The organism is Burkholderia sp. FW306-1C-G01B, from assembly GCF_058781685.1.
On the sequence record NZ_JBYSWZ010000014.1, the window covers coordinates 12,759 to 38,320 of the forward strand.

General features: G+C 67.4%; 25 protein-coding genes. 14 read left to right on the forward strand and 11 right to left on the reverse strand.

Going from position 1 to position 25,562, the window contains the following annotated elements:
* The first annotated feature begins 6 nt into the window (after positions 1-6).
* Genes trpD through AC3WLY_RS25580 form a run of 4 tightly spaced genes read left to right on the forward strand, consistent with a single transcriptional unit; the run spans position 7 to position 3,398 of the window.
* Positions 7-1,038: an anthranilate phosphoribosyltransferase gene (trpD, locus tag AC3WLY_RS25565; protein WP_034183751.1), complete on the forward strand. Its 1,032-nt coding sequence runs from the start codon at positions 7-9 to the stop codon at positions 1,036-1,038.
* 29 nt (positions 1,039-1,067) lie between these two features.
* The gene (gene trpC, locus AC3WLY_RS25570) at positions 1,068-1,853 is read left to right on the forward strand and encodes an indole-3-glycerol phosphate synthase TrpC (RefSeq protein ID WP_175963157.1); all 786 of its coding nucleotides are present in this window, start codon (positions 1,068-1,070) and stop codon (positions 1,851-1,853) included.
* On the forward strand, positions 1,853-2,479 hold the full coding sequence (locus AC3WLY_RS25575) for a CYTH domain-containing protein (protein WP_175963158.1): 627 nt from the start codon (positions 1,853-1,855) through the stop codon (positions 2,477-2,479). Before trpC ends, AC3WLY_RS25575 begins: the two co-directional genes overlap by 1 nt.
* A gap of 13 nt (positions 2,480-2,492) precedes the next feature.
* Positions 2,493-3,398: a uracil-DNA glycosylase gene (locus tag AC3WLY_RS25580; RefSeq protein WP_175963159.1), complete on the forward strand. Its 906-nt coding sequence runs from the start codon at positions 2,493-2,495 to the stop codon at positions 3,396-3,398.
* Positions 3,399-3,506: 108 nt separating this feature from the next.
* Here the strand turns inward: AC3WLY_RS25580 and AC3WLY_RS25585 are convergent, their stop codons facing one another.
* From AC3WLY_RS25585 to AC3WLY_RS25600, 4 genes are all read right to left on the reverse strand, one after another.
* On the reverse strand, positions 3,507-4,103 hold the full coding sequence (locus AC3WLY_RS25585) for an FMN-dependent NADH-azoreductase (RefSeq protein WP_072443039.1): 597 nt from the start codon (positions 4,101-4,103) through the stop codon (positions 3,507-3,509).
* Positions 4,104-4,250: 147 nt separating this feature from the next.
* Entirely contained in the window at positions 4,251-6,050 is a 1,800-nt protein-coding gene (locus tag AC3WLY_RS25590) for a M61 family metallopeptidase (protein WP_492308836.1), read from the reverse strand.
* Positions 6,051-6,153: 103 nt separating this feature from the next.
* Complete coding sequence (locus tag AC3WLY_RS25595; RefSeq protein ID WP_175963161.1) at positions 6,154-6,882, reverse strand: DsbC family protein; 729 nt, start codon at positions 6,880-6,882, stop codon at positions 6,154-6,156.
* 90 nt (positions 6,883-6,972) lie between these two features.
* A complete protein-coding gene (locus AC3WLY_RS25600) occupies positions 6,973-8,151 on the reverse strand; it encodes a UbiH/UbiF family hydroxylase (RefSeq protein WP_175963162.1) in 1,179 nt (392 codons plus the stop codon).
* 246 nt (positions 8,152-8,397) lie between these two features.
* Between AC3WLY_RS25600 and ychF the strand changes: the two genes are divergently transcribed.
* The gene (gene ychF / locus AC3WLY_RS25605; protein WP_175963163.1) at positions 8,398-9,492 is read left to right on the forward strand and encodes a redox-regulated ATPase YchF; all 1,095 of its coding nucleotides are present in this window, start codon (positions 8,398-8,400) and stop codon (positions 9,490-9,492) included.
* Between the two features lie 308 nt (positions 9,493-9,800).
* On the opposite strand, the gene gabP is transcribed toward ychF, so the two are convergent.
* The 3 genes from gabP to AC3WLY_RS25620 all read right to left on the reverse strand — a co-directional run bounded on the left by gabP (position 9,801) and on the right by AC3WLY_RS25620 (position 13,307).
* Complete coding sequence (gene gabP / locus AC3WLY_RS25610) at positions 9,801-11,192, reverse strand: GABA permease (RefSeq protein ID WP_310141788.1); 1,392 nt, start codon at positions 11,190-11,192, stop codon at positions 9,801-9,803.
* 415 nt (positions 11,193-11,607) lie between these two features.
* A complete protein-coding gene (locus tag AC3WLY_RS25615; protein WP_492308835.1) occupies positions 11,608-11,952 on the reverse strand; it encodes an MmcQ/YjbR family DNA-binding protein in 345 nt (114 codons plus the stop codon).
* A gap of 80 nt (positions 11,953-12,032) precedes the next feature.
* A complete protein-coding gene (locus tag AC3WLY_RS25620; RefSeq protein ID WP_175963165.1) occupies positions 12,033-13,307 on the reverse strand; it encodes an MFS transporter in 1,275 nt (424 codons plus the stop codon).
* A 193-nt stretch (positions 13,308-13,500) separates the two neighbouring features.
* On the opposite strand from AC3WLY_RS25620, the gene gcvA reads away from it, so the two are divergent.
* The 3 genes from gcvA (at position 13,501) to ettA (ending at position 16,682) form a co-directional block, all read left to right on the forward strand.
* On the forward strand, positions 13,501-14,418 hold the full coding sequence (gcvA, locus tag AC3WLY_RS25625) for a transcriptional regulator GcvA (RefSeq protein WP_175963166.1): 918 nt from the start codon (positions 13,501-13,503) through the stop codon (positions 14,416-14,418).
* Between the two features lie 102 nt (positions 14,419-14,520).
* Complete coding sequence (locus tag AC3WLY_RS25630) at positions 14,521-14,829, forward strand: DUF3761 domain-containing protein (protein ID WP_492308834.1); 309 nt, start codon at positions 14,521-14,523, stop codon at positions 14,827-14,829.
* 185 nt (positions 14,830-15,014) lie between these two features.
* The gene (ettA, locus tag AC3WLY_RS25635) at positions 15,015-16,682 is read left to right on the forward strand and encodes an energy-dependent translational throttle protein EttA (RefSeq protein ID WP_072443022.1); all 1,668 of its coding nucleotides are present in this window, start codon (positions 15,015-15,017) and stop codon (positions 16,680-16,682) included.
* A gap of 129 nt (positions 16,683-16,811) precedes the next feature.
* Here ettA and AC3WLY_RS25640 read toward each other — a convergent pair whose 3' ends face one another.
* The 4 genes from AC3WLY_RS25640 to AC3WLY_RS25655 are packed head-to-tail and all read right to left on the reverse strand — an operon-like array spanning position 16,812 to position 20,126.
* Complete coding sequence (locus tag AC3WLY_RS25640; RefSeq protein ID WP_425132017.1) at positions 16,812-17,435, reverse strand: HAD family hydrolase; 624 nt, start codon at positions 17,433-17,435, stop codon at positions 16,812-16,814.
* A complete protein-coding gene (locus tag AC3WLY_RS25645) occupies positions 17,432-17,983 on the reverse strand; it encodes a cysteine hydrolase family protein (RefSeq protein ID WP_175963169.1) in 552 nt (183 codons plus the stop codon). The genes AC3WLY_RS25640 and AC3WLY_RS25645 overlap by 4 nt, the downstream gene beginning before the upstream one ends.
* Positions 17,984-18,038: 55 nt before the next feature.
* Positions 18,039-19,853 (reverse strand): aminopeptidase P family protein, encoded by a 1,815-nt coding sequence (locus AC3WLY_RS25650; RefSeq protein ID WP_492308833.1) that lies wholly within the window; start codon positions 19,851-19,853, stop codon positions 18,039-18,041.
* 18 nt (positions 19,854-19,871) lie between these two features.
* Positions 19,872-20,126: a DUF1129 domain-containing protein gene (locus AC3WLY_RS25655; RefSeq protein WP_072443015.1), complete on the reverse strand. Its 255-nt coding sequence runs from the start codon at positions 20,124-20,126 to the stop codon at positions 19,872-19,874.
* A 171-nt stretch (positions 20,127-20,297) separates the two neighbouring features.
* On the opposite strand from AC3WLY_RS25655, the gene AC3WLY_RS25660 reads away from it, so the two are divergent.
* The 6 genes from AC3WLY_RS25660 (at position 20,298) to AC3WLY_RS25685 (ending at position 25,398) form a co-directional block, all read left to right on the forward strand.
* Positions 20,298-21,059, forward strand: coding sequence for a response regulator transcription factor (locus tag AC3WLY_RS25660; RefSeq protein WP_175963171.1), 762 nt, complete (start codon positions 20,298-20,300; stop codon positions 21,057-21,059).
* A 26-nt stretch (positions 21,060-21,085) separates the two neighbouring features.
* The gene (hemA, locus tag AC3WLY_RS25665) at positions 21,086-22,384 is read left to right on the forward strand and encodes a glutamyl-tRNA reductase (RefSeq protein ID WP_310141804.1); all 1,299 of its coding nucleotides are present in this window, start codon (positions 21,086-21,088) and stop codon (positions 22,382-22,384) included.
* Between the two features lie 81 nt (positions 22,385-22,465).
* On the forward strand, positions 22,466-23,548 hold the full coding sequence (gene prfA, locus AC3WLY_RS25670; RefSeq protein ID WP_034183706.1) for a peptide chain release factor 1: 1,083 nt from the start codon (positions 22,466-22,468) through the stop codon (positions 23,546-23,548).
* 7 nt (positions 23,549-23,555) lie between these two features.
* A complete protein-coding gene (prmC, locus tag AC3WLY_RS25675; RefSeq protein ID WP_175963173.1) occupies positions 23,556-24,398 on the forward strand; it encodes a peptide chain release factor N(5)-glutamine methyltransferase in 843 nt (280 codons plus the stop codon).
* 67 nt (positions 24,399-24,465) lie between these two features.
* Complete coding sequence (gene grxD, locus AC3WLY_RS25680; RefSeq protein ID WP_011883132.1) at positions 24,466-24,777, forward strand: Grx4 family monothiol glutaredoxin; 312 nt, start codon at positions 24,466-24,468, stop codon at positions 24,775-24,777.
* 24 nt (positions 24,778-24,801) lie between these two features.
* Entirely contained in the window at positions 24,802-25,398 is a 597-nt protein-coding gene (locus AC3WLY_RS25685; RefSeq protein ID WP_034183704.1) for a UbiX family flavin prenyltransferase, read from the forward strand.
* The last annotated feature ends 164 nt before the right edge of the window (positions 25,399-25,562 follow it).

Consider the following 25,562-nt stretch of genomic DNA (forward strand, 5'->3'; position numbering starts at 1 on the left):
CTCATGATGACGATTACCCCGCAGGAAGCGCTGCAGCGCACGATCGAACACCGCGAGATCTTCCACGACGAGATGCTGCACCTGATGCGGCTCATCATGCGCGGCGACATGTCGCCCGTGATGGCCGCCGCGATCATCACCGGGCTGCGCGTGAAGAAGGAGACGATCGGCGAGATCGCCGCCGCCGCGACCGTGATGCGCGAATTCGCGAACCACGTCGACGTTCAGGACAACTCGAACTTCGTCGACATCGTCGGCACCGGCGGCGACGGCTCGCACACGTTCAACATCTCGACCGCGTCGATGTTCGTCACGGCGGCGGCCGGCGCAAAGGTCGCGAAGCACGGCAACCGCGGCGTGTCGAGCAAGTCAGGCAGCGCCGACGTGCTCGAGGCGCTCGGCGTGAACATCGACCTGCAGTCGGACCAGGTCGCCGCGTCGATCGCCGAAACGGGCATGGGCTTCATGTTCGCGCCGAACCATCACCCGGCGATGAAGAACATCGCGGCCGTGCGCCGCGAGCTCGGCGTGCGCACGATCTTCAACATCCTCGGCCCGCTGACCAATCCGGCCGGCGCGCCGAACCAGTTGATGGGCGTGTTCCACCCCGACCTCGTCGGCATCCAGGTGCGCGTGATGCAGCGTCTCGGCGCGCAGCACGTACTCGTCGTATACGGCAAGGACGGGATGGACGAGGTGTCGCTCGGTGCCGCGACGCTCGTCGGCGAATTGCGCGACGGCAAGGTGCACGAATACGAGATCCATCCGGAAGACTTCGGCCTGCAGATGGTGTCGAACCGCACGCTGAAGGTGGAAAATGCCGAAGAATCGCGCACGATGCTGCTCGGCGCACTGGACAACCAGCCGGGCGTCGCCCGCGAGATCGTCACGCTAAACTCGGGTACTGCGCTCTATGCGGCGAACGTCGCCGAATCGATCGCGGACGGCATCCAGCTCGCCCGCGAAGCGATCGCGAGCGGCAAGGCACGCGCGAAAGTCGACGAACTCGTGCGCTTCACGCAGCAGTTCAAGCGCTGACTCCCCTTACGACTCAAGCAGGAACCCACATGAGCGACATTCTCGACCGAATCATCGCCGTCAAGCGCGAAGAAGTCGCGGCGGCCATGCGCAGCACGCCGCTCGAGGCACTGAAGCTGGACGCATCCGCGCGCGACCTGCGCGACTTCGTCGGCGCGCTGCGTGCGAAGCACGCGGCCGGCGACGCTGCCGTGATCGCCGAAATCAAGAAGGCAAGCCCGTCGAAGGGCGTGCTGCGCGAGCATTTCGTGCCGGCCGACATCGCGCGCTCGTATGCGGCGCACGGCGCCGCGTGCCTGTCGGTGCTGACCGACGAGCAGTTCTTCCAGGGAAGCGTCCGCTACCTCGAAGAGGCGCGCGCGGCCTGCACGCTGCCGGTGCTGCGCAAGGACTTCATCGTCGACGCGTACCAGATCCTCGAAGCACGCGCGATGGGCGCCGACGCGATCCTGCTGATCGCCGCCGCACTCGACACGCCGCTGATGCAGGACCTCGAAGCATACGCGCACTCGCTCGGCCTCGCGGTGCTGGTCGAAGTGCACGACCGCAACGAGATGGAGCAGGCGCTGACGCTCAAGACGCCGCTGCTCGGCATCAACAACCGCAACCTGCGCACGTTCGAGACGTCGATCCAGACCACGCTCGACATGCTCGACATGATTCCGCAGGACCGGATCGTCGTGACCGAATCGGGCATCCTGTCGCGCACCGACGTCGACACGATGCGCGCGGCGAACGTGAACACGTTCCTCGTCGGCGAAGCGTTCATGCGCGCCGATCAGCCGGGCGAGGAGCTCGCACGGATGTTCTTCTGATGGCGATCGAAAAGGAAATCAAGCTCGCGCTGCCGGCCGGCCAGGCCGGTGCCGCGCGGCGCTTCTTCGAGACGCTGACCGGCGAACCCGGCCGCGACATCACGCTCGCGAACGTCTATTACGACACGCCCGATCTGGCGCTGGCCCGCTCGAAGAGCGCGGTGCGCGTGCGCCGCGCGCCGCAAGGCTGGCTGCAGACGTTCAAGACCGTCGGCAGCGCGGAAGGCGGCCTGCATCGCCGCCACGAATGGGAACTGCCTGTGGCCGGCGATGCGCTCGAGATCGATGCGCTCGTCGCGGCCTGCGACGTGCCGGAAGCCGCCGCTGCGCTGCGTGACGCGGCGAGCGCGCTGCGCGCACTGTTCCGCACGGATTTTTCGCGTACGCTGTGGCGCATCGCAATCGGCGGCGCAACCGTCGAAGCCGCGGTGGACCTCGGCGAGATCGTCGTCCAGGCGGACCACGAAACACGCCGCGAACCGATCAGCGAAATCGAACTCGAACTGATCGACGGCCCGGAAGCGGCGCTCGCGACGCTCGCCGCCGAACTGCAGCAGGCGCTGCCGGGCCTCGCTCCCGAAAACATCAGCAAGGCGCAGCGCGGCTACCGGCTGCGCGCGCAATAAACACGCATCACGCATGGCAACCCGCAAGACTTCCCGCGCGCCGCAACAGGCGTCGCTGTTCGACGATCCCGTGCCGGAAACGGCACCGGCCGATATTCCGTCCCCGACTTCCGCATCGCCCTCCGCCGAGCGCAAGCCCGCAAAGAAAGCCGCCGCTTCTGCCCCGGCCTCCGCAGCGCCGCAGCCCGTTGCCGCCGACGTCCCGCATCTCGCCGCGCAATTCGACGCGCTGCCGGCCGCCTGGCGCGACGTGCTGAAACCCTTTACCGACAGCGACGCGTACGCGCCGCTGTGCCGCTTCGTCGACGACGAGCGCGCGGCCGGCAAGGCGGTCTACCCGACCGACGTGTTCCGCGCACTACGCCTCACAAGCCCGGACGACGTGAAGGTCGTGATCCTCGGCCAGGACCCGTACCACGGCGACGATCGCGGCACGCCGCAGGCGCACGGCCTCGCGTTCTCGGTGCCGCCGGCCGTCCGCACACCGCCGTCGCTGCGCAACATCTTCAAGGAAATCGCCGCGAACTTCGGTCACGACACGCCGCGCCACGGCTGCCTCGACACGTGGGCGCGCCAGGGCGTGCTGCTGCTCAACACCGTGCTGACAGTCGAGCGCGGCGCGGCCGCGAGCCACGCGAAGCGCGGCTGGGAGCAATGCACGGACACGCTGATCCGCGAACTCGCAGGCCGCCACCGCGGGCTCGTCTTCATGCTGTGGGGCGCACACGCGCAGGCGAAGCGCGCGCTGTTCGACGCGAGCGCGCATTGCGTGCTCGAGGCGCCGCATCCGTCGCCGCTGTCCGCGCACCGCGGCTTCCTCGGCTGCCGCCATTTCATGCTCGCGAACGACTATCTGGTCGAAGCTGGCCGCGAACCGATCGACTGGCGCCTGCCGGAAGTGGCCGAAACACTCGCGTAACGGCCGCGCCGGCTTTGTCGCCGGCCGGAATGCAAAAACGCCGCGCCCCTTCGGGGACGCGGCGTTTTTTTCGGACGATGCAGCGGGTGCGTCGCACCCGCATCGACCTTACGCGGCAGCGATCGCTTCGCGTGCGCTGGCGAGCGCGGCGCTCTGCGCATCCGGGCCGAGGTTCAGGCCTTCCGCGAAGATGAAGCTCACGTCGGTCATGCCGACGAAGCCGAGGAACGTGCGCAGGTACGGCGTCTGGCTGTCGTTCGGCGTACCGGCGTACTTGCCGCCGCGGGCCGTCACCACGTGGACCTTCTTGCCCTTGATCAGGCCTTCCGGACCGTTCTCGGTGTAGCGGAACGTGACGCCTGCGCGTGCGATCCAGTCGAAGTACGTCTTCAGTTGCGACGAGATGCCGAAGTTGTACATCGGCGCGCCGATCACGATGATGTCGGCGGCTTGCAGCTCGGCGATCAGTGCATCGCTCTTAGCGACGATCGCATTCTGCTCCGCGCTGCGCTGGTCGGCCGGCGTGAAGAACGCGCCGAGCACCGATTCGTCGAGGTGCGGCAGCGCATCGGCCAGCAGGTCGCGAACCACAACCTTCGCGCCGGGGTTCGATTGTTGCAGCTTTGCCGTCAGTTCGTTGGCCAGCAGCGTGGATTGCGCGCCTTGCGAACGCGCAGCGGAATTGATTTGCAGAATGGTCGTCATGTCAGGCTCCGGTTGGGTTGCGCTTCGGTAGCGCGAGTGACGCCATTGTGCGTGGCCGCATTTGCCGGAAAAAGCGGGTTCAGGGCGACGGATTGTTGCAGCAGCAGAACAATCCTCGATCGCGCCCCGATTGCCGCAGCCGTGCACTCAGCCCTTCAGCCAGGCCTCCCGGGCCTTCGATGCCACGGCCGGCTTCGCTGCCGCCGTCAACCGGTAGCGCGTGACCTCCGGGCCGTCGAGCTTCAGTTTCGCGGTACGCAGCTCGTCGCGGCGAAACGCGTGAACCTCGACCTTGTCGCCCGGCCGGTAGCGCGCGAGCAGCGCGTCGAGGTTCGTGCCCGTGACGCGCAGCCCGTCGACCGCGATCAGCGTATCGCCGGCCGACAGCCCCGCGCGATGCGCGGCGCCGCCTTCATAGACAGCCGCGAACGTGCAGTCCGCGCCGCCGCGCAAGCGCGCACCGATCGTCGGCTTCGCGGCCGCGCCGTTCGCGACATCCGGCGCGAGCGTGACGCCGAACGGCGCGAGCAGCTCGCCGAGCGGCAGGTCGCGCGTGCCGTGCACGGCGTCGGCGAACAGGCGACCGAGCGCGACGCCCGTCGCTTCTTCGATCAACGTCTCGACTTCATCTTCCGCGACGCCCGCCTGCTTGCCGCGATAGAAATCGCGACCGTAGCGTTGCCACAGCAGGCGCATCACGTCGTCGAGCGACTTCCGGTTGCGCGTCTGCGCGCGGATCGCGAGATCGAACGCGAGCGCGACGAGCGAACCCTTCGTGTAGTAGCTGACGATCGCGTTGGTCGCGTTCTCGTCCTGGCGGTAGTACTTGATCCACGCGTCGAACGAGCTTTCCGCGACGCTCTGCTTGAGCCGCCCAGTGCCGCGCAGCACGCCGCCGATCGTGCGGCCGAGCGCCGCGAAATATTCGTCCTGCGACATCAGCCCGCTGCGCACCAGCATCAGGTCGTCGTAATACGACGTGAAGCCTTCGAACAGCCACAGCAGCGACGTGTAGTTCTCGCGCGTCAGGTCGTACGGCACGAACGCCGCCGGCTTGATGCGCTTCACGTTCCACGTATGGAAGTACTCGTGGCTGCAAAGGCCGAGATATGTGCGGTAGCCTTCGGTCGTCTCGGGCCGCCCCTTCACCGGCAGGTCGGTGCGATTGCAGATCAGTGCGGTCGATGCGCGATGCTCGAGGCCGCCGTAGCCGTCGCTGACCGCGAGCGTCATGAACACGTAGCGGTCCATCGGCGCCTTCTTCGATTTCGGCTCGAACAGCGCGATCTGCGCTTCGCACACGCGCTTCAGGTCGGTGCGCAGCCGCTCCAGGTCGAGCTGCGTCACGCGCCCCGCGACCACGATGTCGTGCGGCACGCCATGCGCGTCGAACGTCGCGAGCGCGAATTCGCCGATCGTCACCGGATGGTCGGAAAGCTCGTCGTAGTTCGCTGCGCGATACGCACCGAAGCCGTAGCGCTTCGTGCCGCGCGCCTCGGGCAGCGCGGTGCCGACGCGCCACGCGCGGAATGCCGCGCCGGCCGGCTTCGCGATGTCGACTTCGCACGGCGCGTCCTCGCGGCCGGCGACGCTCAGGAACACGGCCGTCGCGTTGAAGAAGCCGCCCGATTCGTCGAGATACGCGGAGCGCACCGACAGGTCCCACGCATACACGTCGTAGCGCAGCGTCAGCGCGCCGCTCACGGGCGCGGCCTGCCACGTGTGCTTGTCGGTCTTCGCGATCCGCACCTTGCGGCCTGCGTCGTTGAACGCGCCGAGCGTCACGATGTTGCGCGCGAACTCGCGCACGAGGTAGCTGCCCGGAATCCACACCGGCAGCGAGAAGCGCTGGCCTTCGGGGTCGGGGTCGGCGACCGTCACCGACACTTCGAACAGGTGCGCGGCAAGATCTTTCGGAACAATCGAATAGCGGATCGGCTGGGTCATCGTGGCAATCGGTCGAATACGGCGGCGAAAACGAAGAGAGGCGCCGGCAGATCATGCGGGCGCCCCTCGCTGGCCGGGCCATGCGGCCCGGCGTGTCGGTCGGTTACTTGCTCGAGGCGAGCGCCTGGTTGAGCTGGTCGGCCGATACCGCGCCCGGCAGGCGGCGGCCGTCCGGCAGGAAGATCGTCGGCGTGCCCGTGACGTTCATCCCGCGGCCAAGCGCGAGGTTCTTGTCGAGCGCGCTGGTATCGCAGGTACCGGCGCCGGACGGCGCACGGTGGTCGAGCATCCAGCCCTCCCACGTCTTCGCGCGGTCGGTCGCACACCAGATCGCCTTCGACTTCACGGTCGAATCCGGCGACAGCACCGGGTACAGGAACGTGTAGACGGTGACGTTGTCGACCGACTGCAGCGTCGTCTCGAGCTTCTTGCAGTACGGGCAGTTCGGATCGGAGAACACCGCGATCTTGCGTGCGCCGTTGCCCTTGACGACCTTGATCGCATTCGCGAACGGCAGGCTCGCGAAGTCGATCTTGTTGATTTCGGACAGGCGTGCGTCGGTCAGGTTCTTGTGCGTCTTGGTGTCGACGAGATCGCCGAGCAGCACGTAGTCGCCGGCCGCGTCGCTATAGATGATCTGCGAGCCGAGGTTCACTTCGTAAAGGCCGGCGACCGGCGATTTCGACACGCTCTTGATCGGCGCGTCGTTGCCGAGACGGGCCTGCAGCGTGGCTTTCAGCTTGTCGGTGGTCTGGTCGGCCTGCGCGGTGCAGCCCAGCGTCGCCATCGTGACGGCCAGCGCCAGCGACGCGATGCGGATCGTTTTTTTCATCGAAATCTTCCTTCAGCTCAATCGGTGTGCACGCCACAGTGTACGCCGTAACGGAACCGAGTCCGACCGGCGAAGCGGCCGAAGGTTCGATCAGCCGAGCGCGGCCGACACGAGCCAGCGCTTCACGAGCGGCTGCGCCCCGACGAACGCCATGCCCGCGTTGCGCACGGCCTTCGCGAGCGGGCCCGGCACCGCGAACAGCCGCTGCAGGCCGTCGGTCGCGACCATCAGCGCGCGGATGTCCTCGCGGCGCGAACGCTCATAGCGGCGCAGCAGCACCGTATCGCCCAGATTGCGGAAGCTTTCCTTGCCGGCGATCGCGTCGGCGAGCGCCGCGACGTCGCGCAGCCCGAGGTTCATCCCCTGCCCCGCGAGCGGGTGGATCAGGTGCGCGGCGTCGCCGACGAGCGCGACGCGCGGCGCGATCAGCTTGTCGACCGTCTGCAGCGCCAGCGGGAAGCCGGCGGCTGGCGTCACGCATTCGAGCGTGCCGACCTGGCCGTGAGACACGCGCTCGACCTCGGCCGCGAGCTGCGCCGGATCGAGTGCGAGCAGTTTGTCCGCATGCGCGGTGTGCGCGGACCATACGAGCGACACGTGGCCGTCCGGCAGCGGCAGCAGCGCGACGATCTCGCCTTCGTGGAACCACTGGTAAGCCGTCTCGCGGTGCGGCAGCGACGCCTTGAAGTTCGCGACGACGCCCGTCTGCCGGTAGTCGCGCCGTTCGACTTTGGCCCCCATTTGGGACCGTACCCACGAATGCGCGCCGTCCGCGCCGACGACGAGGTCCGCTTCGAGCACCTGCCCCGACGACAGCGTGAGCACGGCCGCATCGTCGCGCACGTCGAAGCCCTGCGCACGCGCATCGAACCACGTGAGGTTCGGCTGGAACCGCAGCGCGGCATCGAGCGACGCCTCGACCAGCGACGATTCGGCGATCCATGCGAGCTGCGGCACGGAGGCCTGGTACGCAGAAAAATGCAGCTCGGCGTGCGCATCGCCGTACACACGCATGTCGTAAACAGGCGCGAGCCGGCCGTGGTCGAGCGCCTGCCAGACCCGCAGCCGCTCGAGCAAGGCCTGCGAACTGGACGACAGCGCGTACACGCGCGTGTCGAACGCGAGATCGGCGGGGCGCGGCGTGGCCGGCTGGGCAAGCAAGGCAGTCTTGTAGCCGGACTGGGTCAGCGCGAGCGCGGCCGTCTTGCCGACGAGCCCGCCGCCGACCACGGCGACGTCGAAGGTATGGTGGGCAGTCATGGCGGGCATTATAGCCGCGGGGCCAAACCCTTACGCGGCCGGACTTTGCGGGAAATCAGCAGAATCGCAGGCCGATGCGGCGGCGCGGCGGCCCGCCGCATCGGCCGTTCGGCGCAACCCCGGAATCCGGGGCGTCGGCACGGTACAATAGCGCCTTTGACCGCCGGCCCGCCGCGCCCCAAGCGTCGGCCGCCCTTTTTTCCCGCGCCGCCGTGCCCTGTCCGGCCGCGCCGCCTTACCCGTCCGAAGGATTCCATGAGTCTCAAATGCGGCATCGTCGGCTTGCCCAACGTCGGCAAGTCCACCCTGTTCAATGCGCTGACCAAGGCCGGCATCGCCGCCGAGAACTACCCGTTCTGCACGATCGAGCCGAACGTCGGCATCGTCGAAGTGCCCGATACGCGCCTGAAGGGGCTCTCCGAGATCGTCAAGCCCGAGCGCGTCGTGCCGGCCGTCGTCGAATTCGTCGACATCGCGGGCCTCGTCGCGGGCGCGAGCAAGGGCGAAGGCCTCGGCAACCAGTTCCTCGCGAACATCCGCGAAACCGATGCGATCACGCACGTCGTGCGCTGCTTCGAGGACGAGAACGTCATTCACGTCGCCGGCAAGGTCAGCCCGATCGACGACATCGAGGTGATCAACACCGAACTCGCGCTCGCCGACCTGAGCACCGTCGAGAAGGCGCTCACGCGCTATTCGAAGGCCGCGAAGTCGGGCAACGACAAGGAAGCGGCCAAGCTCGTCGCGGTGCTCGACAAGGTGCGCGCGCAGCTCGACCAGGGCAAGGCCGTGCGCGGCCTCGCGCTGTCGGACGACGAAGCGGCGCTGCTCAAGCCGTTCTGCCTGATCACCGCGAAGCCGGCGATGTACGTCGCCAACGTGAAGGACGACGGCTTCGAGAACAACCCGCACCTCGATGCGGTGCGCAAGTACGCGGAAAGCGAGAATGCGCCGGTGGTCGCCGTATGCGCGGCAATCGAGGCGGAAATCGCGGATCTCGACGACGCGGACAAGGAAGCGTTCCTCGCCGACATGGGCATGGAAGAGCCGGGCCTCGACCGCGTGATCCGCGCGGGCTTCAAGCTGCTCGGCCTGCAGACCTACTTCACCGCGGGCGTGAAGGAAGTGCGCGCATGGACGATCCATATCGGCGACACGGCGCCGCAGGCGGCCGGCGTGATCCACACCGACTTCGAGCGCGGCTTCATCCGCGCGCAGACGATCGCGTTCGACGACTTCATCACCTACAAGGGTGAACAGGGCGCGAAGGAAGCCGGCAAGATGCGCGCGGAAGGGAAGGAATATGTCGTGCACGATGGCGACGTGATGAACTTCCTGTTCAACGTCTGAGCACATCAACCGACGCTGTTTCGTGCAGTGTCAGAGTAGCCCGGAAAGGCCCGCGAACAGCGGGCCTTTCTTTATTCAGGAGCGACTCGTGAAGGCTTGCGGGAAGTGTCCGCGGAGAGCCTGTTCGTCATCTTCGTCGGCACCGCCGATTGCAGATGCAGATGCCGCACCCCATTGCCGAACGCCCTGCGTTGCCATCGGCAAGTGCATCCGTTTACCCCGACAAAGCAAGTGGCCCGACCGGAAAACGCCGATCGGGCCATTTTTCATGACGGGCGGCTCCGCCGCCACGCCGTCACATCACCTCATCACATCACCGACACCCGCCGCCCCGCGCTCGCCTGCGCATCGCGGCCGCGCTTGTTCAGCCACGACGCAAACAGCACGATCAACGCCAGCACGGCCGTCGCACCGACTTCCATCCGGTGCTCCTCGCTGACGAACATCACGGTCAGCGTGCTGCAGATGAACAGGATCACGGCCCACGTGAGCCACGGGAACATCCACATCCGCAGCGTCAGGTCGGCGCCGCCCGATTCGAGCGTCTTGCGCATCCGCAGCTGCGAGATCGCGATCACGAGATACACGAGCAGCGCGATCGCACCCGACGTCGCGAGCAGGAAGCCGAACACCTGCTCCGGCATCAGGTAGTTCGCGATCACGGTCACGAAGCCGAATGCCGTCGACGCGAGCACGGCCGCACGCGGCGTGCCGGTCGAATCGGTGCGATGCAGGAACGCAGGCGCGTCCTTGCGCTTCGACAGCGAGAACAGCATCCGCGACGCCGTGTACAGCGCCGAATTCAGGCAGCTCGCGACCGATACGAGCACGATCACGTCGATGATCGCCTTCGCGTTCGGGATGCCGATCAGCTCCATCGCGCGCTGATACGAGCCGTGCTTCGGCAGCAGCGGGTCGTTCCACGGCACGATGGCCGCGACGACGAGAATCGAGCCGAGATAGAACAGCGTGATGCGCCAGATCACCGAGTTCGTCGCACGCACGATCTGGCGCTGCGGGTTGTCCGATTCGGCGGCCGCGATCGTCACGATCTCGGTGCCGAGGAACGAGAACATCGTCGTCAGCATCGCCGCCAGCACCGCACCGGCGCCGTTCGGCATGAAGCCCTGATGCGCAAACAGGTTCGACACGCCCGATACGGCCGGCGCCGGAATGATCCCGACGATCGCCGCGCCGCCGATGCACAGGAACACGACGATCGCAACGACCTTGATCAGCGCGAACCAGAATTCGAATTCGCCGTAGTTCTTGACGGAAAAGAGGTTGGTGACGGTGAGCAGCAGCGTGATGCCGAGCGCGAAGATCCAGGTCGCAACGCCCGGGAACCATGCATTGAGGATGGTCGCCGCAGCCGTCGCCTCGATCGGGATCACGAGCACCCAGAACCACCAGTACAGCCAGCCGATCGAGAAGCCGGCCCAGTGGCCGATCGCGCGATCGGCATAGGTCGAGAACGACCCGCTGTCCGGATGCGCGACGGCCATCTCGCCAAGCATGCGCATCACCAGGACGACCAGCACGCCCGCGATCGCATACGCGAGTATCGACGCCGGACCGGCTTCCGCGATCGCGTGGCCGGAGCCGACGAACAAGCCCGCGCCGATGACGCCGGCAATCGACATCATCGTCACGTGACGCTGCTTCAGGCCCGTGCCGAGGCCTGTGTTGCTTCCACTCATCTGTCTCTCTCCAAAAAACGGTTCCGGTACGACCGGGTGTCGCGTAAAGGCGGCGCGGGGAGTTGTCGTTCTTGAGTCGGGCCGGGCGCGGCGCCTGCGTCGCATGCAGGCCCGAGGCCGGATCGGGGCCGTTCCGGTGGGACGCGCCGCACAGTCTGCGAAGCTGCGTGGGCGATGCGGCGCACGAGGCGCCGGCGCATCGCGTGCGCCCGTTCCGTCGGCTTTCGTCAGCCGCCTTCGAAGCGAAGGAGTGTAAGCATCAAACGGTTCTTCACTAAGAACCAATTGAAGAATTTCGATGGGACCACTTGTTGCGTCGATGCGAGCCGATGCAACAAGTGGTCCGGTTGGCGCCGGCTCGCGCCGTCAGGACGCTTCCGTCAAAGGCAATCCGGCAGTGTGGCGCGCCAGACGCTCAGTTCCCGCCGCGCGCGGCTTCGCCCCGCCATTTGGCAGGCACGATGGCGTGCCACTCTCGCAGAAGCAGGTTTTTCACGGCGTCGGGATGCGCGGCCGACAGGCGCACCAGCACGATCGGCCAGCCCGCGTAGTGATCGGTCACGTAATACACGTCGGGTTCCGATTCGATCAGCCACGCGCGTTCGTCGGGGCCGACGCCCTTCACGACGAGCGTGTCGCCGTCCTCGCGCAGCCGCGCGAGCAGCTTGCCCTTCACCTTGAGTGCGGGCGTGCCGTACGACGTGCCTTCCTCGACGCCGCGCCACGCCAGCGCGATCTGCCGGACTTTGTCGAATGTCACGATGCCTCCCCGACCGTTGGTCGACGGTTGACGGTCCGGCCACCCTATCGGAAATCGCGCGGCACGCCCAGCAGCGTGCGCTATCCGCCGGCCGCGCGCGCGGACACCGGCGCACGTCCGGTGGTCGCGACGATGGCGAACGCGATCGCATTGGCGACGGCGCTCGCGAGGATCGGCACGAGATAGCCGCCCCCCGCGTCGTAGATGAAGCCGGCAGCAGCCGGCCCGATCAGCGTGCCGAACGCGACGCTCGTGTACAGGATCCCGATGATCGCGCTCACGTTGCGTCCGCCGAAATAGTCCATCACGACCGCCGGCAGCACGGCGACCCAGCCGCCATAGAACACGCCGAACACGAGTGCGAACGCGGCAAGCGTCGCAACGGTGCCGGCGCCCGCCCACGCAACGAGTGCAACGGCCATGCCCGCGAACATCGCGAGCAGCGATGCGCGGCGGCCGAAGCGGTCGGCGAGGCCGCCGAGGAAAAAGCGGCCGGCCGTACTGCCGACGCCGATCGCGCCGAGCAGCAGCACGGCCGTCGATGGCGCGACGCCATGATCGAGCGCGTACGGCACGAGGTGGACGAACGGCACGAATACGCCGAACGAGCATACGAGACAAGCGGCGTAGAGGCTCGCGAACGGCCGCGACGTGACGGCCTCGCGCACCGTCGCGCCAGCGTGCACGGTCGTGGCGGCCGCGCCGGCTACGGAAGCACCGGTATTCCGGCCGCCGTCGCCGGCAGCGTCGCCATCCGGCAACAACCCGCGCCCGCGCGGATCGTTCTCGATCAGCAGCGACATGCCTGCCCCCAGGACCACTGCGATCGCTGCCAGCGTGAAATAAGCCCCGCGCCAGCCGACATGCGCGATCAACGCGGACGCGAGCGGCGGCATCGCGAGCGTGCCGACGCCGATCCCCGCGACCGCGAGCCCCGACGCGAAGCCGCGCCGGCGGACGAACCAGCGCTGCACCGCACCGACGGCCGGCACATATGCGCAGCCGACGCCGAGACCGACACCGAGCCCGTACGCGACATAGACCTGCAGCAGCGTGTGCGCGGCGCCGGCGGCGGCGAGCCCGGCCCCCGTCAGCAGCATGCCGGCGACGGCGAGCCGCCGCGAGCCGAAGCGATCCGCAAGCGGCCCGCTGACGATACCGAAGCCGAAATACAGGAAGCCGGCGAGCGAGAACACGAGCGAGATCTGCCCGCGCGATGCGGCGAAATCGCGCTGCAGCGACTCGACGAACGCGCTGAACGTATACGCGCTGCCGAACCCGACGAACGTGACGGCGAACGCGGCCGCGACCACGTACCAGCCGTAGAAGTGGCGCGATGCGCCCGGGCGGTTCATGACGATGCTCCTCTCAGGTCCCTCCGGACGCCGCGCGGCATCCGGATTGCCTCATGGATATAGTTGAACTATGTTGATCGCATCGGCCGCCGCAAGGCAGCCCTGAAGAATGCGATCCAATGCGACAACGGTACTCGCGCGTACGTATCGCCTCAAACGATATTTCGTCGACCTTTCGCTTTAGAAAATCTGAATGAATCGTTCCCGCCTGCCGCCGCTCAACGCGCTGCGTGCGTTCGAAGCGGCCGCCCGCCACCTGTCGGTGAAGTCGGCGGCCGAGGAGCTGTCGGTCACGCCCGGCGCGGTGAGCCAGATGATCCGCACGCTCGAGACACATCTCGGCGTGCAGCTGTTCGAGCGCGTCAACCGCGGCATCCTGCTGACGGCCGCCGGCCGCGACTACCTGCCGCCGGTGCGCAATGCGTTCCGGCAGATCGCCGATGCGTCGCAGCGCGTGTCTGGCGCCGCCGACAGCGGCGTGCTGACGGTGAGCGTCACGCCGTTCTTCGCGTCCGCGTGGCTCGTGCCGCGCCTCGCGCAGTTCCGGCACGCGTGCCCGGACGTCGACCTGCAGATCGTCACGAGCCATGCACTCGCGGAATTCGCACGCGACGGCGTCGACGTCGCGATCCGTCACGGCCTCGGGCGCTACATCGGGCTGTGCAGCGAGCGCCTGCTGACGGTGGAAATCGTCGCGCTCGCGTCGCCCGAACTCGTCGCGCGGCTCGGCATGCCGGCGACACCGGCCGATCTCGTCGGCTGGCCGCACCTGCACGATGCCGAGCGCAAGGGCTGGCACATCTGGTTCGGCGCGCAGCGTATCGACGATTTCGGCCCGCCCCGCGGCCCCGCGTTCGACGACTCCGGCCTGTTGCTGCAGGCGATCGTCGCCGGCCAGGGCGCCGGGCTGCTGCCGGCCGCGATGGTGCGCGGCGAGCTCGAAAGCGGCCGGCTCGTGCAGCTCGCCGACGTCGCGTGGCTCGACGATTTCGCGTACTACCTCGTCTATCCGCCGCATCACGCGGAACGGCCGAAGGTCGCCGCGTTCCGCCGGTGGATTCTCGACGCCGCGCAGGCCGACGGCGCGGCATCGATGTCCGGCACGGCGTAACGTCGCTCCACCGCGAGGCGCCGGCGCCGATCCATGGCCGATCGGCTAACATGCGGCGCGGGCCATCGGCCCGACATCGATAACAACAGACCGAGAGAGACCATGCCTGCCCTGCTCCGCCGCGCGACGCACGTTGCGACGCTGTCGATCGCGCTCTTCGTCGCGTGCGCCGCCCAGCCTCCTTCCGCATATGCGTACCGCGCACCGCCCGGCTACGGCAACGAAGCCGATCTCGACCGTCACGACACGTATCGCAACCGCGACGGCGAAACCGTGCATGCGCCCGCACATTCGAAATCGGGCCGCGTGCCCGACGGCGCAAGCGCGCGCTGCCGCGACGGCACGTACAGCTTCAGCCGCCACCGGCGCGGCACGTGCTCGAGGCACGGCGGCGTCGCCGCGTGGCTGTGAACGCCGCGCGCCCGAATGCCTGCGTCGTTCCAGCGACACCCGGCGGCGAAGTACAATAGCCGCTCGCGCCGCCGCCATACGGCGACGCCGCCGCGCCTTGCGCGGCACGCTCCGTACCGAATCACCCGACGCCGCCATGCCAGCGCGCTGCGCGGCCGTCTCAACTTCTGACTTTTCACACCCAAATGGCCCAATACGTTTTCACGATGAACCGGGTCGGCAAGATCGTGCCGCCCAAGCGCCAGATCCTGAAGGACATCTCGCTGTCGTTCTTTCCGGGCGCGAAGATCGGCGTGCTCGGCCTGAACGGCTCGGGCAAGTCGACGCTGATCCGCATCATGGCGGGCGTCGACAAGGACATCGAAGGCGAAGCGACGCCGATGCCGAACCTGAACATCGGCTACCTGCCGCAGGAACCGCAGCTCGACCCGACGAAGACGGTGCGCGAAGCCGTCGAGGAAGGCCTCGGCGACCTGTTCCAGGCCAACAAGAAGCTCGAAGAGATCTACGCGGCGTATGCCGAGCCGGACGCCGACTTCGACGCGCTCGCGGCCGAACAGGCGAAGTACGAGGCAATTCTCGCGTCGAGCGACGGCGGCAGCCCCGAGCAGCAGCTCGAAGTGGCCGCCGACGCGCTGCGCCTGCCGGCGTGGGACGCGAAGATCGAGCACCTGTCGGGCGGCGAAAAGCGCCGCGTCGCGCTGTGCAAGCTGCTGCTCGAAAAGCCCGACATGCTGCTGCTCGACGAACCGACCAACCACCTCGACGCCGAATCGGTCGACTGGCTCGAACAGTTCCTGGTGCGCTTCCCGGGCACCGTCGTCGCCGTCACGCACGATCGCTACTTCCTCGACAACGCGGCCGAGTGGATTCTCGAACTCGACCGCGGCCACGGCATTCCGTGGAAGGGCAACTACAGTAGCTGGCTCGACCAGAAGGAAGAGCGCCTGAAGCAGGAAGAAGCGTCGGAATCGGCGCGCCAGAAGGCGATCAAGAAGGAACTGGAGTGGGTGCGCCAGAACCCGAAGGGCCGTCAGGCGAAGTCGAAGGCACGTATCGCGCGCTTCGAGGAACTGAACAGCCAGGAATACCAGAAGCGCAACGAGACGCAGGAAATCTTCATTCCGGTCGGCGACCGCCTCGGCAATGAAGTGATCGAGTTCAAGAACGTCAGCAAGGCGTTCGGCGACCGCCTGCTGATCGACAACCTGAACCTGAAGATCCCGGCCGGTGCGATCGTCGGCATCATCGGCCCAAACGGCGCCGGCAAGTCGACGCTGTTCCGGATGCTGACGGGCAAGGAGCAGCCGGATTCGGGCGAGGTCGTGATGGGCCCGACGGTGAAGCTCGCGTATGTCGACCAGAGCCGCGATGCGCTCGACGGCTCGAAGACGGTGTTCGAGGAAATCTCGGGCGGCGCCGACGTGCTGACGGTCGGCAAGTACGAGACGCCGTCGCGCGCGTACATCGGCCGCTTCAACTTCAAGGGCGGCGACCAGCAGAAGATCGTCGGCAACCTGTCCGGCGGCGAACGCGGCCGCCTGCACCTCGCGAAGACGCTGATCTCGGGCGGCAACGTGCTGCTGCTCGACGAACCGTCGAACGACCTCGACGTCGAAACGCTGCGCGCGCTGGAAGACGCGCTGCTCGAATTCGCGGGCTCGGTGATGGTGATCTCGCACGATCGCTGGTTCCTCGACCGGATCGCGACGCACATCCTCGCGTTCGAAGGCGATTCGCAGGTGACGTTCTTCGACGGCAACTACCAGGAGTACGAAGCCGACAAGCGCGCGCGCCTCGGCGAGGAAGCCGCGAAGCCGCACCGACTGCGCTACAAGCCGATCAGCCGCTGACCGGCGCGGCCCGGGCGCCCGGCACTGCGGCAACGCGGGGCCGGATGCCGTAGGTGGCCGCTCCCGGAGGCAAAACGACAAAGCGGGCCCGTGGCCCGCTTTTTTATCTGCCGGGCGCTCGCCCGCCGCCTACGCGAGCGCGCCCAGCTCGCGCAACCGCGCCTCGGTCTGCGCCGCACTCGTGTGATGAATGCCGTGCCAGCCGAGCGCCGTCGCGGCCGCTGCGTTCTTCGCGTTGTCGTCGATGAACACGAGCTCGTGCGGCGCGATGCCCGGCAGGTGCGGTTCGATCCGCGCGTGCATCTCGCGGTAGATCGCCGGATCGGGTTTCACGAGCTTCACGCGGCCCGACACGACGATGTCCTTGAAGCGCCGCAGGACCGGGAAATTGTCCCACGCATACGGAAACGTCTGCGCGGACCAGTTCGTCAGCCCGAACAGCGGCATCCCCTGCGCGTCGAGCCGGTCGACGAGCGCGGCGCCTTCGTCGAGCACGCCGCCGATCATCTCGTGCCAGCGTGCGTAGAACGCGCGGATCAGCGCGTCGTGCTCCGGAAACTTCGCGACGAGCTCGGCCGTACCTTCGTCGATCGTCTGCCCGCCGTCCTGGCGAATCACCCAGTCCATCGCGCAGACATGCGTGAGGAACCAGCGTCGCTCGGCCTCGTCGGGAATCAGTTGCCGGTAAAGGTAGTCGGGGCTCCAGTCGATCAGCACGCCGCCGAAATCGAACACCACGGCCTTGATCGTCATGCGAACTCCGTCGCAAGCACGTCGGCGAGAGGACGCGGCGTGACCGCGTTGCCCGACAGCGAATTGTTTGCCCAGACAAAGTGATGATGCGCGACGATCTGCGCGGCCGCCAGGTGCGCACGCTCGTTCGTCGTGTGCAGGTCGGACACGACGGTCGTCCGGTAGCCGAGCAGTGCCGCACGGCGCGCGGCCGAATCGACGCAGAACTCGGTCGCATAGCCGCAGATCAGCACCGAACGGATGCCGTGGCGGTCGAGCTGCGCCGCGAGCGGCGTGTCGTGGAACGAGTCGCTCACCTGCTTGCGCACGCGCCAGTCGTCGCTCCCGACGACCAGCCCCGCATGCAGCTCCCAGCCCGGCGTGCCGGGCACGATGTCGTCGTCCGCGTCGCCGTCGTGCTGAACGAAGCACACGGGCGCATTCGCCGCGCGTGCCGCCGCCGTCAACCGGTTGATGCCCGACACCACGTCGTCGAGCCGGTACGCGGGCTGCGCCCGCTCCACCAGCCCGCGCTGCATGTCGACCACGATCACTGCGGTGTCCGCCATATTTTGCCCTCGCTGTTGTGGTTCGGCCGTCGTCCGGCCGTTATCGCACGTCGCGTCAGATCGGCTGCGTGCGCGCGTCGAGCCATGCCTTCGCGTCGCCGCTCAGGTGCCGGCCGACGCGCTCGCGCACCGTCGCGTGATACGTGTTCAGCCACGCGCGCTCTTCGTCGTGCAGCATCTCGATCAGCACGCAGCGCGTGTCGATCGGGCACAGCGTCAGCGTCTCGAACGCGAGGAAATCGCCGAACTCGGTCTTCCCGGCCGCGCGGTTCACGACCAGGTTCTCGATCCGGATGCCCCACTGGCCGGGGCGGTACACGCCCGGCTCGATCGACGTGATCATCCCCTCTTCCATCGCCGTGTACGGCTCGGCCGGCGCGTAGTGCGAGATGACCTGCGGGCCCTCGTGCACGTTCAGGAAATAGCCGACGCCATGCCCCGTGCCGTGGCCGTAGTCGAGCCCGGCCGCCCACATCGGCGCGCGCGCGATCGCGTCGAGCATCGGCGAGCGGATGCCGCGCGGGAAGCGTGCGCGCGACAGCGCCATCATCGATTTCAGCACGATCGTGAAATCGCGCCGCTGCAGGTCGCTGACGGTGCCGACCGGCACGACGCGCGTGATGTCGGTCGTGCCCGTCACGTACTGGCCGCCCGAATCGATCAGCAGCAGGCCGTCGCCGGCGATCGTCGCGTGCGACTCGGGCGTTGCATGGTAATGCGGCATCGCGCCGTTCGCGTTGAAGCCGGCGATCGTCGCAAAGCTCGGCGATACATACCCGGGGCGCTGTGCGCGCGCGGCCGTGAGCTTCTCCTCGATCGTCAGTTCGGTGATCGTCTCGCGGTTCACTGCCTGCTCGAACCAGGCGAAGAATTCCGCGAGCGCGGCGCCGTCGTGCTCCATCGTCACGCGCACGTGCTCGATCTCGGCGGACGTCTTGCGCGACTTCGCGAACGTCGACGGATTCACGGCCTCGACGAGCTTCACGCCGGCCGGCACGGCCTCGAGCGTGCCGAACGTCACGCGGCGCGGGTCGACCAGCAGCGTCGCACCGTCGGGCAATGCCGCGAGCGATGCGCGCGCGGCATCGTATGCACGGACGTCGACGCCGTCCTGCGCGAGCGACGCGGCCAGCGCCGGCGACACCTTGCCGTCGGCGACGAACAGCGTCGCGCGATCGGCGCCGATCATTGCGTGCGCAACGAACACGGGATTGAAGTTGACGTCGGCGCCGCGCAGGTTGAACAGCCAGGCCAGATCGTCGAGCGTCGACACGAAATGCCACTGCGCGCCCTGCGCATGCATCGCGCGGCGCACTTCCGCCAGCTTGCTCGCGCGCGTCGTGTCCGCCTGCGGCGCCGCGTGCTCGAACACCGCGTCGCCGGGCAGCCCCGGCCGCTCGGGCCAGATCGCGTCGAGCAGGTCGAGATCGGTGCGCAGCGCGATGCCGCGCGCGCTCAGCGCGGCCGTCAGCCCGCGCGCGGCCGCGACGCCGAGCACGGCGCCGTCGACGCCGACCGTCGCGCCCGCCGCCACGTTCTGCGCGAGCCAGTCGACGTGCGGCGCGCTCTGCTGCCCGCCCGTCATCTTCATCAACTGCACGCCCGTGCCGGCCAGTTCGGCATCGGCCTGCACCCAGTAGCGGCTGTCGACCCACAGCCCCGCGAAATCCGCGGTCACGACCAGCGTGCCGACCGAGCCCGTGAAGCCGGACAGCCAGCGGCGGGCCTGCCAGCGCTCGGGCAGGTATTCGGACAGGTGGGGATCGGCGGACGGCACGAGATAGGCGGCCAGGTCCTCGCGGGCCATGGCGCCGCGCAGCAGCGCGAGGCGGGCCGGCACCGACGAGACTTCGGGAAGACGGGCATTCATGATTTCACCTGAGAGCATTCAGCGACGGGCCGACAGCGCGACCGTCACGGCTACGGCAAGGAACGCGACGCCGGTGCAGACCGGCCATTCGAGCGTCTCGCCATCGTAAAACAGTCCCGAGAGATTGCCGGCCATGCGGGCGGCAGCCGCACCCACGATGCCGACGAGTACCGCGACCCACCACGCCGGCCGGCCCGTGCGCCGCATCGGGTGCAGCCATCGGCCGAACAGCCCGACGGCCGCTCCCAGGACAAGGATTCCAAACCAGTTCATTCGACGCCTTCTATAAATTCGGATTCGTCCCATAGGCGTGAACGTTGCCAGCGGCTAGCATCGATTCATCCATCGAACCCGAGACCAGCCGGGCGCCGCGAACGTTCGAGTGTAGGGGCCGACTCGACGTTATGGCAAGCGCGCACCGGCTACCGTATTGAAGAAACTCTCATGCGAATCGCTCTGATCGATCCGGAGGCGCGTCATGCCGCGCTCCTGAACCGCCTGCTCTTTGCAGGCGGTCATGTGTGCCACGCGTTTTCGTCCAGCACGGCGTTCTTCGAATGGCTCGCCACCGACACCTGCGACATGCTGATCACCGGCAACTGGGCCGGCGACCAGCCTGCCGAGGAAGTCATACCGCGCGCGCAGACGATCCTGCCCGGGCTGCCGGCCATCGCCGTGATGCAGTTGCCGCGCGAAAGCGAAATCGTATCGTGCCTGCACGCGGGCGCCGACGATTGCCTCGTGCGCCCCGTGAGCGGGCCCGAACTGCTCGCGCGCGTCAACGCGCTGAGCCGGCGCGCCGGCGTGCGCCGGTCGCCGACCCGCTCGCGCGAAATGTATGGCGAATACGCATTCGACGCCACGCATTGCCTTGTGCGCTTCGGCAACGCAATCGTTTCACTCACGCCCAAAGAGTTCCGCTTCGCGCAGTTGCTGTTCGCGAACCTGTCGCGGCCCGTGTCGCGCGCCCATATCCTCGAAACGGTGTGGGCCCGCCGCCGCGACATGAAGTCGCGCACGCTCGATACGCATGCGTCCCGGCTGCGCAGCAAGTTACAGCTGCTTCCGGAGCATGGCTACCGCCTGTTGCCACTCTACGGCTATGGCTACCAGCTCGACCGCGTGCCGATCGAGCCCCCAAATTCCCGGCCGCGCCACGCCGATGCCCGGTATGCGGCGAGTGAGGAAATCGCTGAAACGCTATAATATGGGGCTAAACGATAGCCCTCGATATGCAACTCCTCACGATCGGAATCAATCACCACACTGCGCCTGTCGCCCTGCGCGAACGCGTGGCGTTTCCGCTCGAGCAGATCAAGCCGGCTCTCGTCACGTTCAAGAACGTGTTTCTCGGGCCCCAGGCGCCCAATACGCCCGAAGCGGCGATCCTCTCCACCTGCAACCGCACCGAACTGTATTGCGCGACCGACGATCGCGCAGCACGTGAAGGCGCGGTCCGCTGGCTGTCGGAGTATCACCGGATTCCGGTCGACGAGCTCGCCCCGCATGTTTATGCGCTTCCTCAGTCGGAAGCGGTCCGCCATGCATTCCGCGTCGCATCCGGCCTCGATTCGATGGTGCTTGGCGAAACGCAGATTCTGGGCCAGATGAAGGACGCCGTGCGCACCGCGACGGAAGCCGGCGCGCTTGGCACTTATCTGAACCAGCTGTTCCAGCGCACGTTCGCGGTGGCGAAGGAAGTACGCGGCACGACCGAGATCGGCACGCAATCGGTGTCGATGGCCGCCGCCGCGGTCCGCCTCGCACAGCGGATCTTCGAAAAGGTGTCGGATCAGCGCGTGCTGTTCATCGGCGCCGGCGAGATGATCGAGCTGTGCGCGACGCACTTCGCCGCGCAAGGCCCGCGGGAACTCGTCGTCGCGAACCGCACGGCCGAACGCGGCCAACGACTCGCCGAACGCTTCAACGGCCGCGCGATGCCGCTGTCGGACCTGCCGGCCCGCATGCAGGAATTCGACATCATCGTGTCGTGCACGGCGTCGACGCTGCCGATCATCGGCCTCGGCGCGGTCGAGCGCGCGGTGAAGGCGCGCCGCCACCGGCCGATCTTCATGGTCGATCTCGCGGTGCCGCGCGACATCGAGCCCGAAGTCGGCAAGCTGAAGGACGTGTTCCTCTACACCGTCGACGATCTCGGCGCGATTGTGCGCGAAGGCAACGCATCGCGCCAGGCGGCGGTCGCGCAGGCTGAAGCGATCATCGAGACGCGCGTGCAGAATTTCATGCAATGGCTCGACACGCGCAGCGTCGTGCCGGTGATTCGTCACATGCATACGCAGGCCGACGCGCTGCGCCGTGCCGAAGTCGACAAGGCGCAGAAGCTGCTCGCGCGCGGCGACGATCCGGCCGCCGTGCTCGAAGCGCTGTCGCAGGCGCTGACCAACAAGCTGATCCACGGCCCGACGAGCGCGCTCAACCGCGTGAACGGCGCCGATCGCGATTCGCTGATCGACCTGATGCGCGGCTTCTACCAGCACGCGCCGCGGTCGAACGACCAGTCCGGCCACTAGCGCCGGCCGGTCGCCCTGCCGCCGGCCGCGAGCCGGCCTATCCTTTCCGAATACCCTTGCCCGGGAGCGCCGCTCCACACCATGAAGACGAGCATGCAACGCAAGCTCGACCAGCTGTCCACACGGCTGGCCGAACTGAACGACCTGCTGAGCCGCGAAAACGTCACGGCCGATCTCGACCAGTACCGCAAGCTGACGCGCGAACATGCGGAACTCGGCCCGGTCGTCGAGCAATACGCGCTGTGGCGCCAGTCGCGCAGCGACGAAACGGCCGCGCAGGAGCTGCTCGCCGATCCGTCGATGCGCGATTTCGCCGAGGACGAGATCCGCAGCGCGCGAGAAAGCATGGCCCGCCTCGAGGTCGAGTTGCAGAAAATGCTGCTGCCGAAGGATCCGAACGACGATCGCAACATCTTCCTCGAAATCCGCGCGGGCACGGGCGGCGACGAATCGGCGCTGTTCGCGGGCGACCTGCTGCGCATGTACCTGCGCTTCGCGGAACGCCATCGCTGGCAGGTCGAGATGATGTCGGAGAGCGCGTCGGATCTCGGCGGCTACAAGGAAGTGATCGTGCGGATCGCGGGCCAGGGCGCGTATTCGCGCCTGAAGTTCGAATCGGGCGGCCATCGCGTGCAGCGCGTGCCGGCGACCGAGACGCAGGGGCGCATCCATACGTCCGCGTGCACGGTCGCGGTGATGCCGGAAGCCGACGAGATCGGCGAGGTCGAGATCAATCCGGCCGACCTGCGGATCGATACGTTCCGTGCGTCCGGCGCGGGCGGCCAGCACATCAACAAGACCGATTCGGCGGTGCGCGTCACGCACATCCCGACCGGCATCGTCGTCGAGTGCCAGGACGACCGTTCGCAGCACAAGAACAAGGATCGCGCGCTGAAGGTGCTCGCCGCGCGCATCAAGGACAAGCAGTATCACGAGCAGCACGCGAAGGAAGCGGCGACGCGCAAGAGCCTGATCGGCTCCGGCGACCGCTCGGAGCGGATCCGCACGTACAACTTCCCGCAAGGCCGGATGACCGATCACCGGATCAACCTGACGCTGTACCGGCTCGAGGCGATCATGGACGGCGATCTCGACGAACTGATCGGCGTGCTCGTCAGCGAGCACCAGGCCGAACTGCTCGCGTCGCTCGGCGACGCCGACTGAGGCCGCGATGCCCGACACCACCGCCGACGAACTGCTGCGCGCGTCGCCGCTCGACGCGGTCGATGCGCGCGTGCTGCTCGCGCACGCGCTCGGCTGGACCCGCACGCAACTGATCACGCGTGGCGACGCACCGCTCGACGCTGCCGCGGTCGAACGCTATCGCGCGCTCGAAGCGCGCCGCGTAGCCGGCGAACCGGTCGCGCAGCTCGTCGGGATGCGCGAATTCTTCGGCAGGCCGTTCGACGTGACGCCCGACGTGCTGATCCCGCGCCCCGAAACCGAACTGCTCGTCGAAGCCGCGCTCGACGCGATCGACGGGCTGCCGCATCCGGCCGTGCTCGATCTCGGCACCGGCAGCGGCGCGATCGCCGTATCGATCGCGGCCGAGCGTCCCGATGCACGCGTGTGGGCGCTCGACCGTTCGCCGGCCGCGCTCGCAGTCGCGCAACGCAACGCCGGCAAGCTGCTCGACGCGCACCGCCCCGGCGGCCCGCTGCACTGGCTGCAGAGCGACTGGTACACGGCGCTCGATCCGGCGCTCGCATTCGACACGATCGTCAGCAACCCGCCGTACATCGCGCAGCACGATCCGCACCTCGCGCAGGGCGATCTGCGTTTCGAGCCGCGCGGCGCGCTTACCGACGACGCCGACGGCCTCAGCGCGATCCGCACGATCGTCGCGGGCGCCGGCGCCTACCTGAAACCGGGCGGCACGCTGTGGATCGAGCACGGCTACGACCAGGCCGAAGCCGTCCGCGGGGTGCTGTCGTCGCACGGCTTCGTCGCGGTCGAATCGCTCGCCGATCTCGCGGCGATCGAACGCACGACCGGCGGCCGCCTGCCGGGCTGATGCCCGGCCTGCCCGGTTGAAATCCGCTATCATTTCGATCTAACGCCCCGCAAACGCAAGGTCAGTCATGGACACCCAACAACGTATCAAGCAAATCGTCGACGAAAACCAGGTCGTGCTCTTCATGAAGGGCAACGCGCAATTCCCGATGTGCGGCTTCTCGGGCCGCGCGGTGCAGGTGCTGAAGGCCTGCGGCGTCGACCAGTTCAAGACGGTCAACGTGCTCGAGGACGACGAGATCCGCCAGGGCATCAAGGAATTCTCGAACTGGCCGACCATCCCGCAGCTCTATGTGAAGGGCGAATTCATCGGCGGCTCGGACATCATGATGGAGATGTACCAGTCGGGCGAGCTGCAGCAACTGTTCGCCGCCGCGTAACACGCCCCACCCGCTCCCCTTTCGATGGCATCTCCCAGCGCGCCGCCACGCCGGCTGATCGTCGCGATCACCGGCGCCACCGGCGCGATCTACGGCGTGCGGCTGCTCGACCTGCTGCGCGCCGCCGGCGGCGTCGAAACGCATCTGCTGATTTCGAACGCCGGCTGGCTCAACATCCAGCATGAACTGAAGCTGCCGAAGGCCGATGTCGAAAGCCGTGCGGACGTCGTGCATTCGGTGCGCGACGTCGGCGCGACGATCGCGTCGGGCTCGTTCGCAACCGACGGGATGGTGATCGCGCCATGCTCGATGAAGACGCTCGCGAGCGTCGCGCACGGGCTGTCCGACAACCTGATCACGCGCGCGGCCGACGTCACGCTGAAGGAACGCCGCCGTCTCGTGCTGATGGTGCGCGAAACGCCGTTCAACCTCGCGCATCTGCGCAACATGACCGCCGTCACCGAAATGGGCGGCATCGTCTTTCCGCCGTTGCCCGCGTTCTATGCGATGCCGAAGACGATCGAGGAACTCGTCGACCAGACCGTCACCCGCGTGCTCGACCTGTTCGCGCTCAGCGCACCGCTGACGACACCGTGGGCCGGCATCCGGCACGCGCAGTAAGCCGATCGCCGCACCCGCTTCTTCGTGCATCTTCGCCGATTCAATCGGCAATTCATTCGATTTCACGCGTACTGACGTCTATCCACACCAGGGCGCGTTGCATCGCGACGATTATCAACAAACAAGCATCAATCAAATTCCGCGACGCGGATTTATCAATGTAC

Excerpts from the sequence above, each read along its gene's own strand:
- trpD (WP_034183751.1), top strand. The coding sequence starts at position 7 with ATGACGATTACCCCGCAGGAAGCGCTGCAGCGCACGATCGAACACCGC.
- trpC (WP_175963157.1), top strand. The coding sequence starts at position 1,068 with ATGAGCGACATTCTCGACCGAATCATCGCCGTCAAGCGCGAAGAAGTC.
- AC3WLY_RS25575 (WP_175963158.1), top strand. The coding sequence starts at position 1,853 with ATGGCGATCGAAAAGGAAATCAAGCTCGCGCTGCCGGCCGGCCAGGCC.
- AC3WLY_RS25580 (WP_175963159.1), top strand. The coding sequence starts at position 2,493 with ATGGCAACCCGCAAGACTTCCCGCGCGCCGCAACAGGCGTCGCTGTTC.
- AC3WLY_RS25585 (WP_072443039.1), bottom strand. The coding sequence starts at position 4,103 with ATGACGACCATTCTGCAAATCAATTCCGCTGCGCGTTCGCAAGGCGCG.
- AC3WLY_RS25590 (WP_492308836.1), bottom strand. The coding sequence starts at position 6,050 with ATGACCCAGCCGATCCGCTATTCGATTGTTCCGAAAGATCTTGCCGCG.
- AC3WLY_RS25595 (WP_175963161.1), bottom strand. The coding sequence starts at position 6,882 with ATGAAAAAAACGATCCGCATCGCGTCGCTGGCGCTGGCCGTCACGATG.
- AC3WLY_RS25600 (WP_175963162.1), bottom strand. The coding sequence starts at position 8,151 with ATGCCCGCCATGACTGCCCACCATACCTTCGACGTCGCCGTGGTCGGC.
- ychF (WP_175963163.1), top strand. The coding sequence starts at position 8,398 with ATGAGTCTCAAATGCGGCATCGTCGGCTTGCCCAACGTCGGCAAGTCC.
- gabP (WP_310141788.1), bottom strand. The coding sequence starts at position 11,192 with ATGAGTGGAAGCAACACAGGCCTCGGCACGGGCCTGAAGCAGCGTCAC.
- AC3WLY_RS25620 (WP_175963165.1), bottom strand. The coding sequence starts at position 13,307 with ATGAACCGCCCGGGCGCATCGCGCCACTTCTACGGCTGGTACGTGGTC.
- gcvA (WP_175963166.1), top strand. The coding sequence starts at position 13,501 with ATGAATCGTTCCCGCCTGCCGCCGCTCAACGCGCTGCGTGCGTTCGAA.
- AC3WLY_RS25630 (WP_492308834.1), top strand. The coding sequence starts at position 14,521 with ATGCCTGCCCTGCTCCGCCGCGCGACGCACGTTGCGACGCTGTCGATC.
- ettA (WP_072443022.1), top strand. The coding sequence starts at position 15,015 with ATGGCCCAATACGTTTTCACGATGAACCGGGTCGGCAAGATCGTGCCG.
- AC3WLY_RS25640 (WP_425132017.1), bottom strand. The coding sequence starts at position 17,435 with ATGACGATCAAGGCCGTGGTGTTCGATTTCGGCGGCGTGCTGATCGAC.
- AC3WLY_RS25645 (WP_175963169.1), bottom strand. The coding sequence starts at position 17,983 with ATGGCGGACACCGCAGTGATCGTGGTCGACATGCAGCGCGGGCTGGTG.
- AC3WLY_RS25650 (WP_492308833.1), bottom strand. The coding sequence starts at position 19,853 with ATGAATGCCCGTCTTCCCGAAGTCTCGTCGGTGCCGGCCCGCCTCGCG.
- AC3WLY_RS25655 (WP_072443015.1), bottom strand. The coding sequence starts at position 20,126 with ATGAACTGGTTTGGAATCCTTGTCCTGGGAGCGGCCGTCGGGCTGTTC.
- AC3WLY_RS25660 (WP_175963171.1), top strand. The coding sequence starts at position 20,298 with ATGCGAATCGCTCTGATCGATCCGGAGGCGCGTCATGCCGCGCTCCTG.
- hemA (WP_310141804.1), top strand. The coding sequence starts at position 21,086 with ATGCAACTCCTCACGATCGGAATCAATCACCACACTGCGCCTGTCGCC.
- prfA (WP_034183706.1), top strand. The coding sequence starts at position 22,466 with ATGAAGACGAGCATGCAACGCAAGCTCGACCAGCTGTCCACACGGCTG.
- prmC (WP_175963173.1), top strand. The coding sequence starts at position 23,556 with ATGCCCGACACCACCGCCGACGAACTGCTGCGCGCGTCGCCGCTCGAC.
- grxD (WP_011883132.1), top strand. The coding sequence starts at position 24,466 with ATGGACACCCAACAACGTATCAAGCAAATCGTCGACGAAAACCAGGTC.
- AC3WLY_RS25685 (WP_034183704.1), top strand. The coding sequence starts at position 24,802 with ATGGCATCTCCCAGCGCGCCGCCACGCCGGCTGATCGTCGCGATCACC.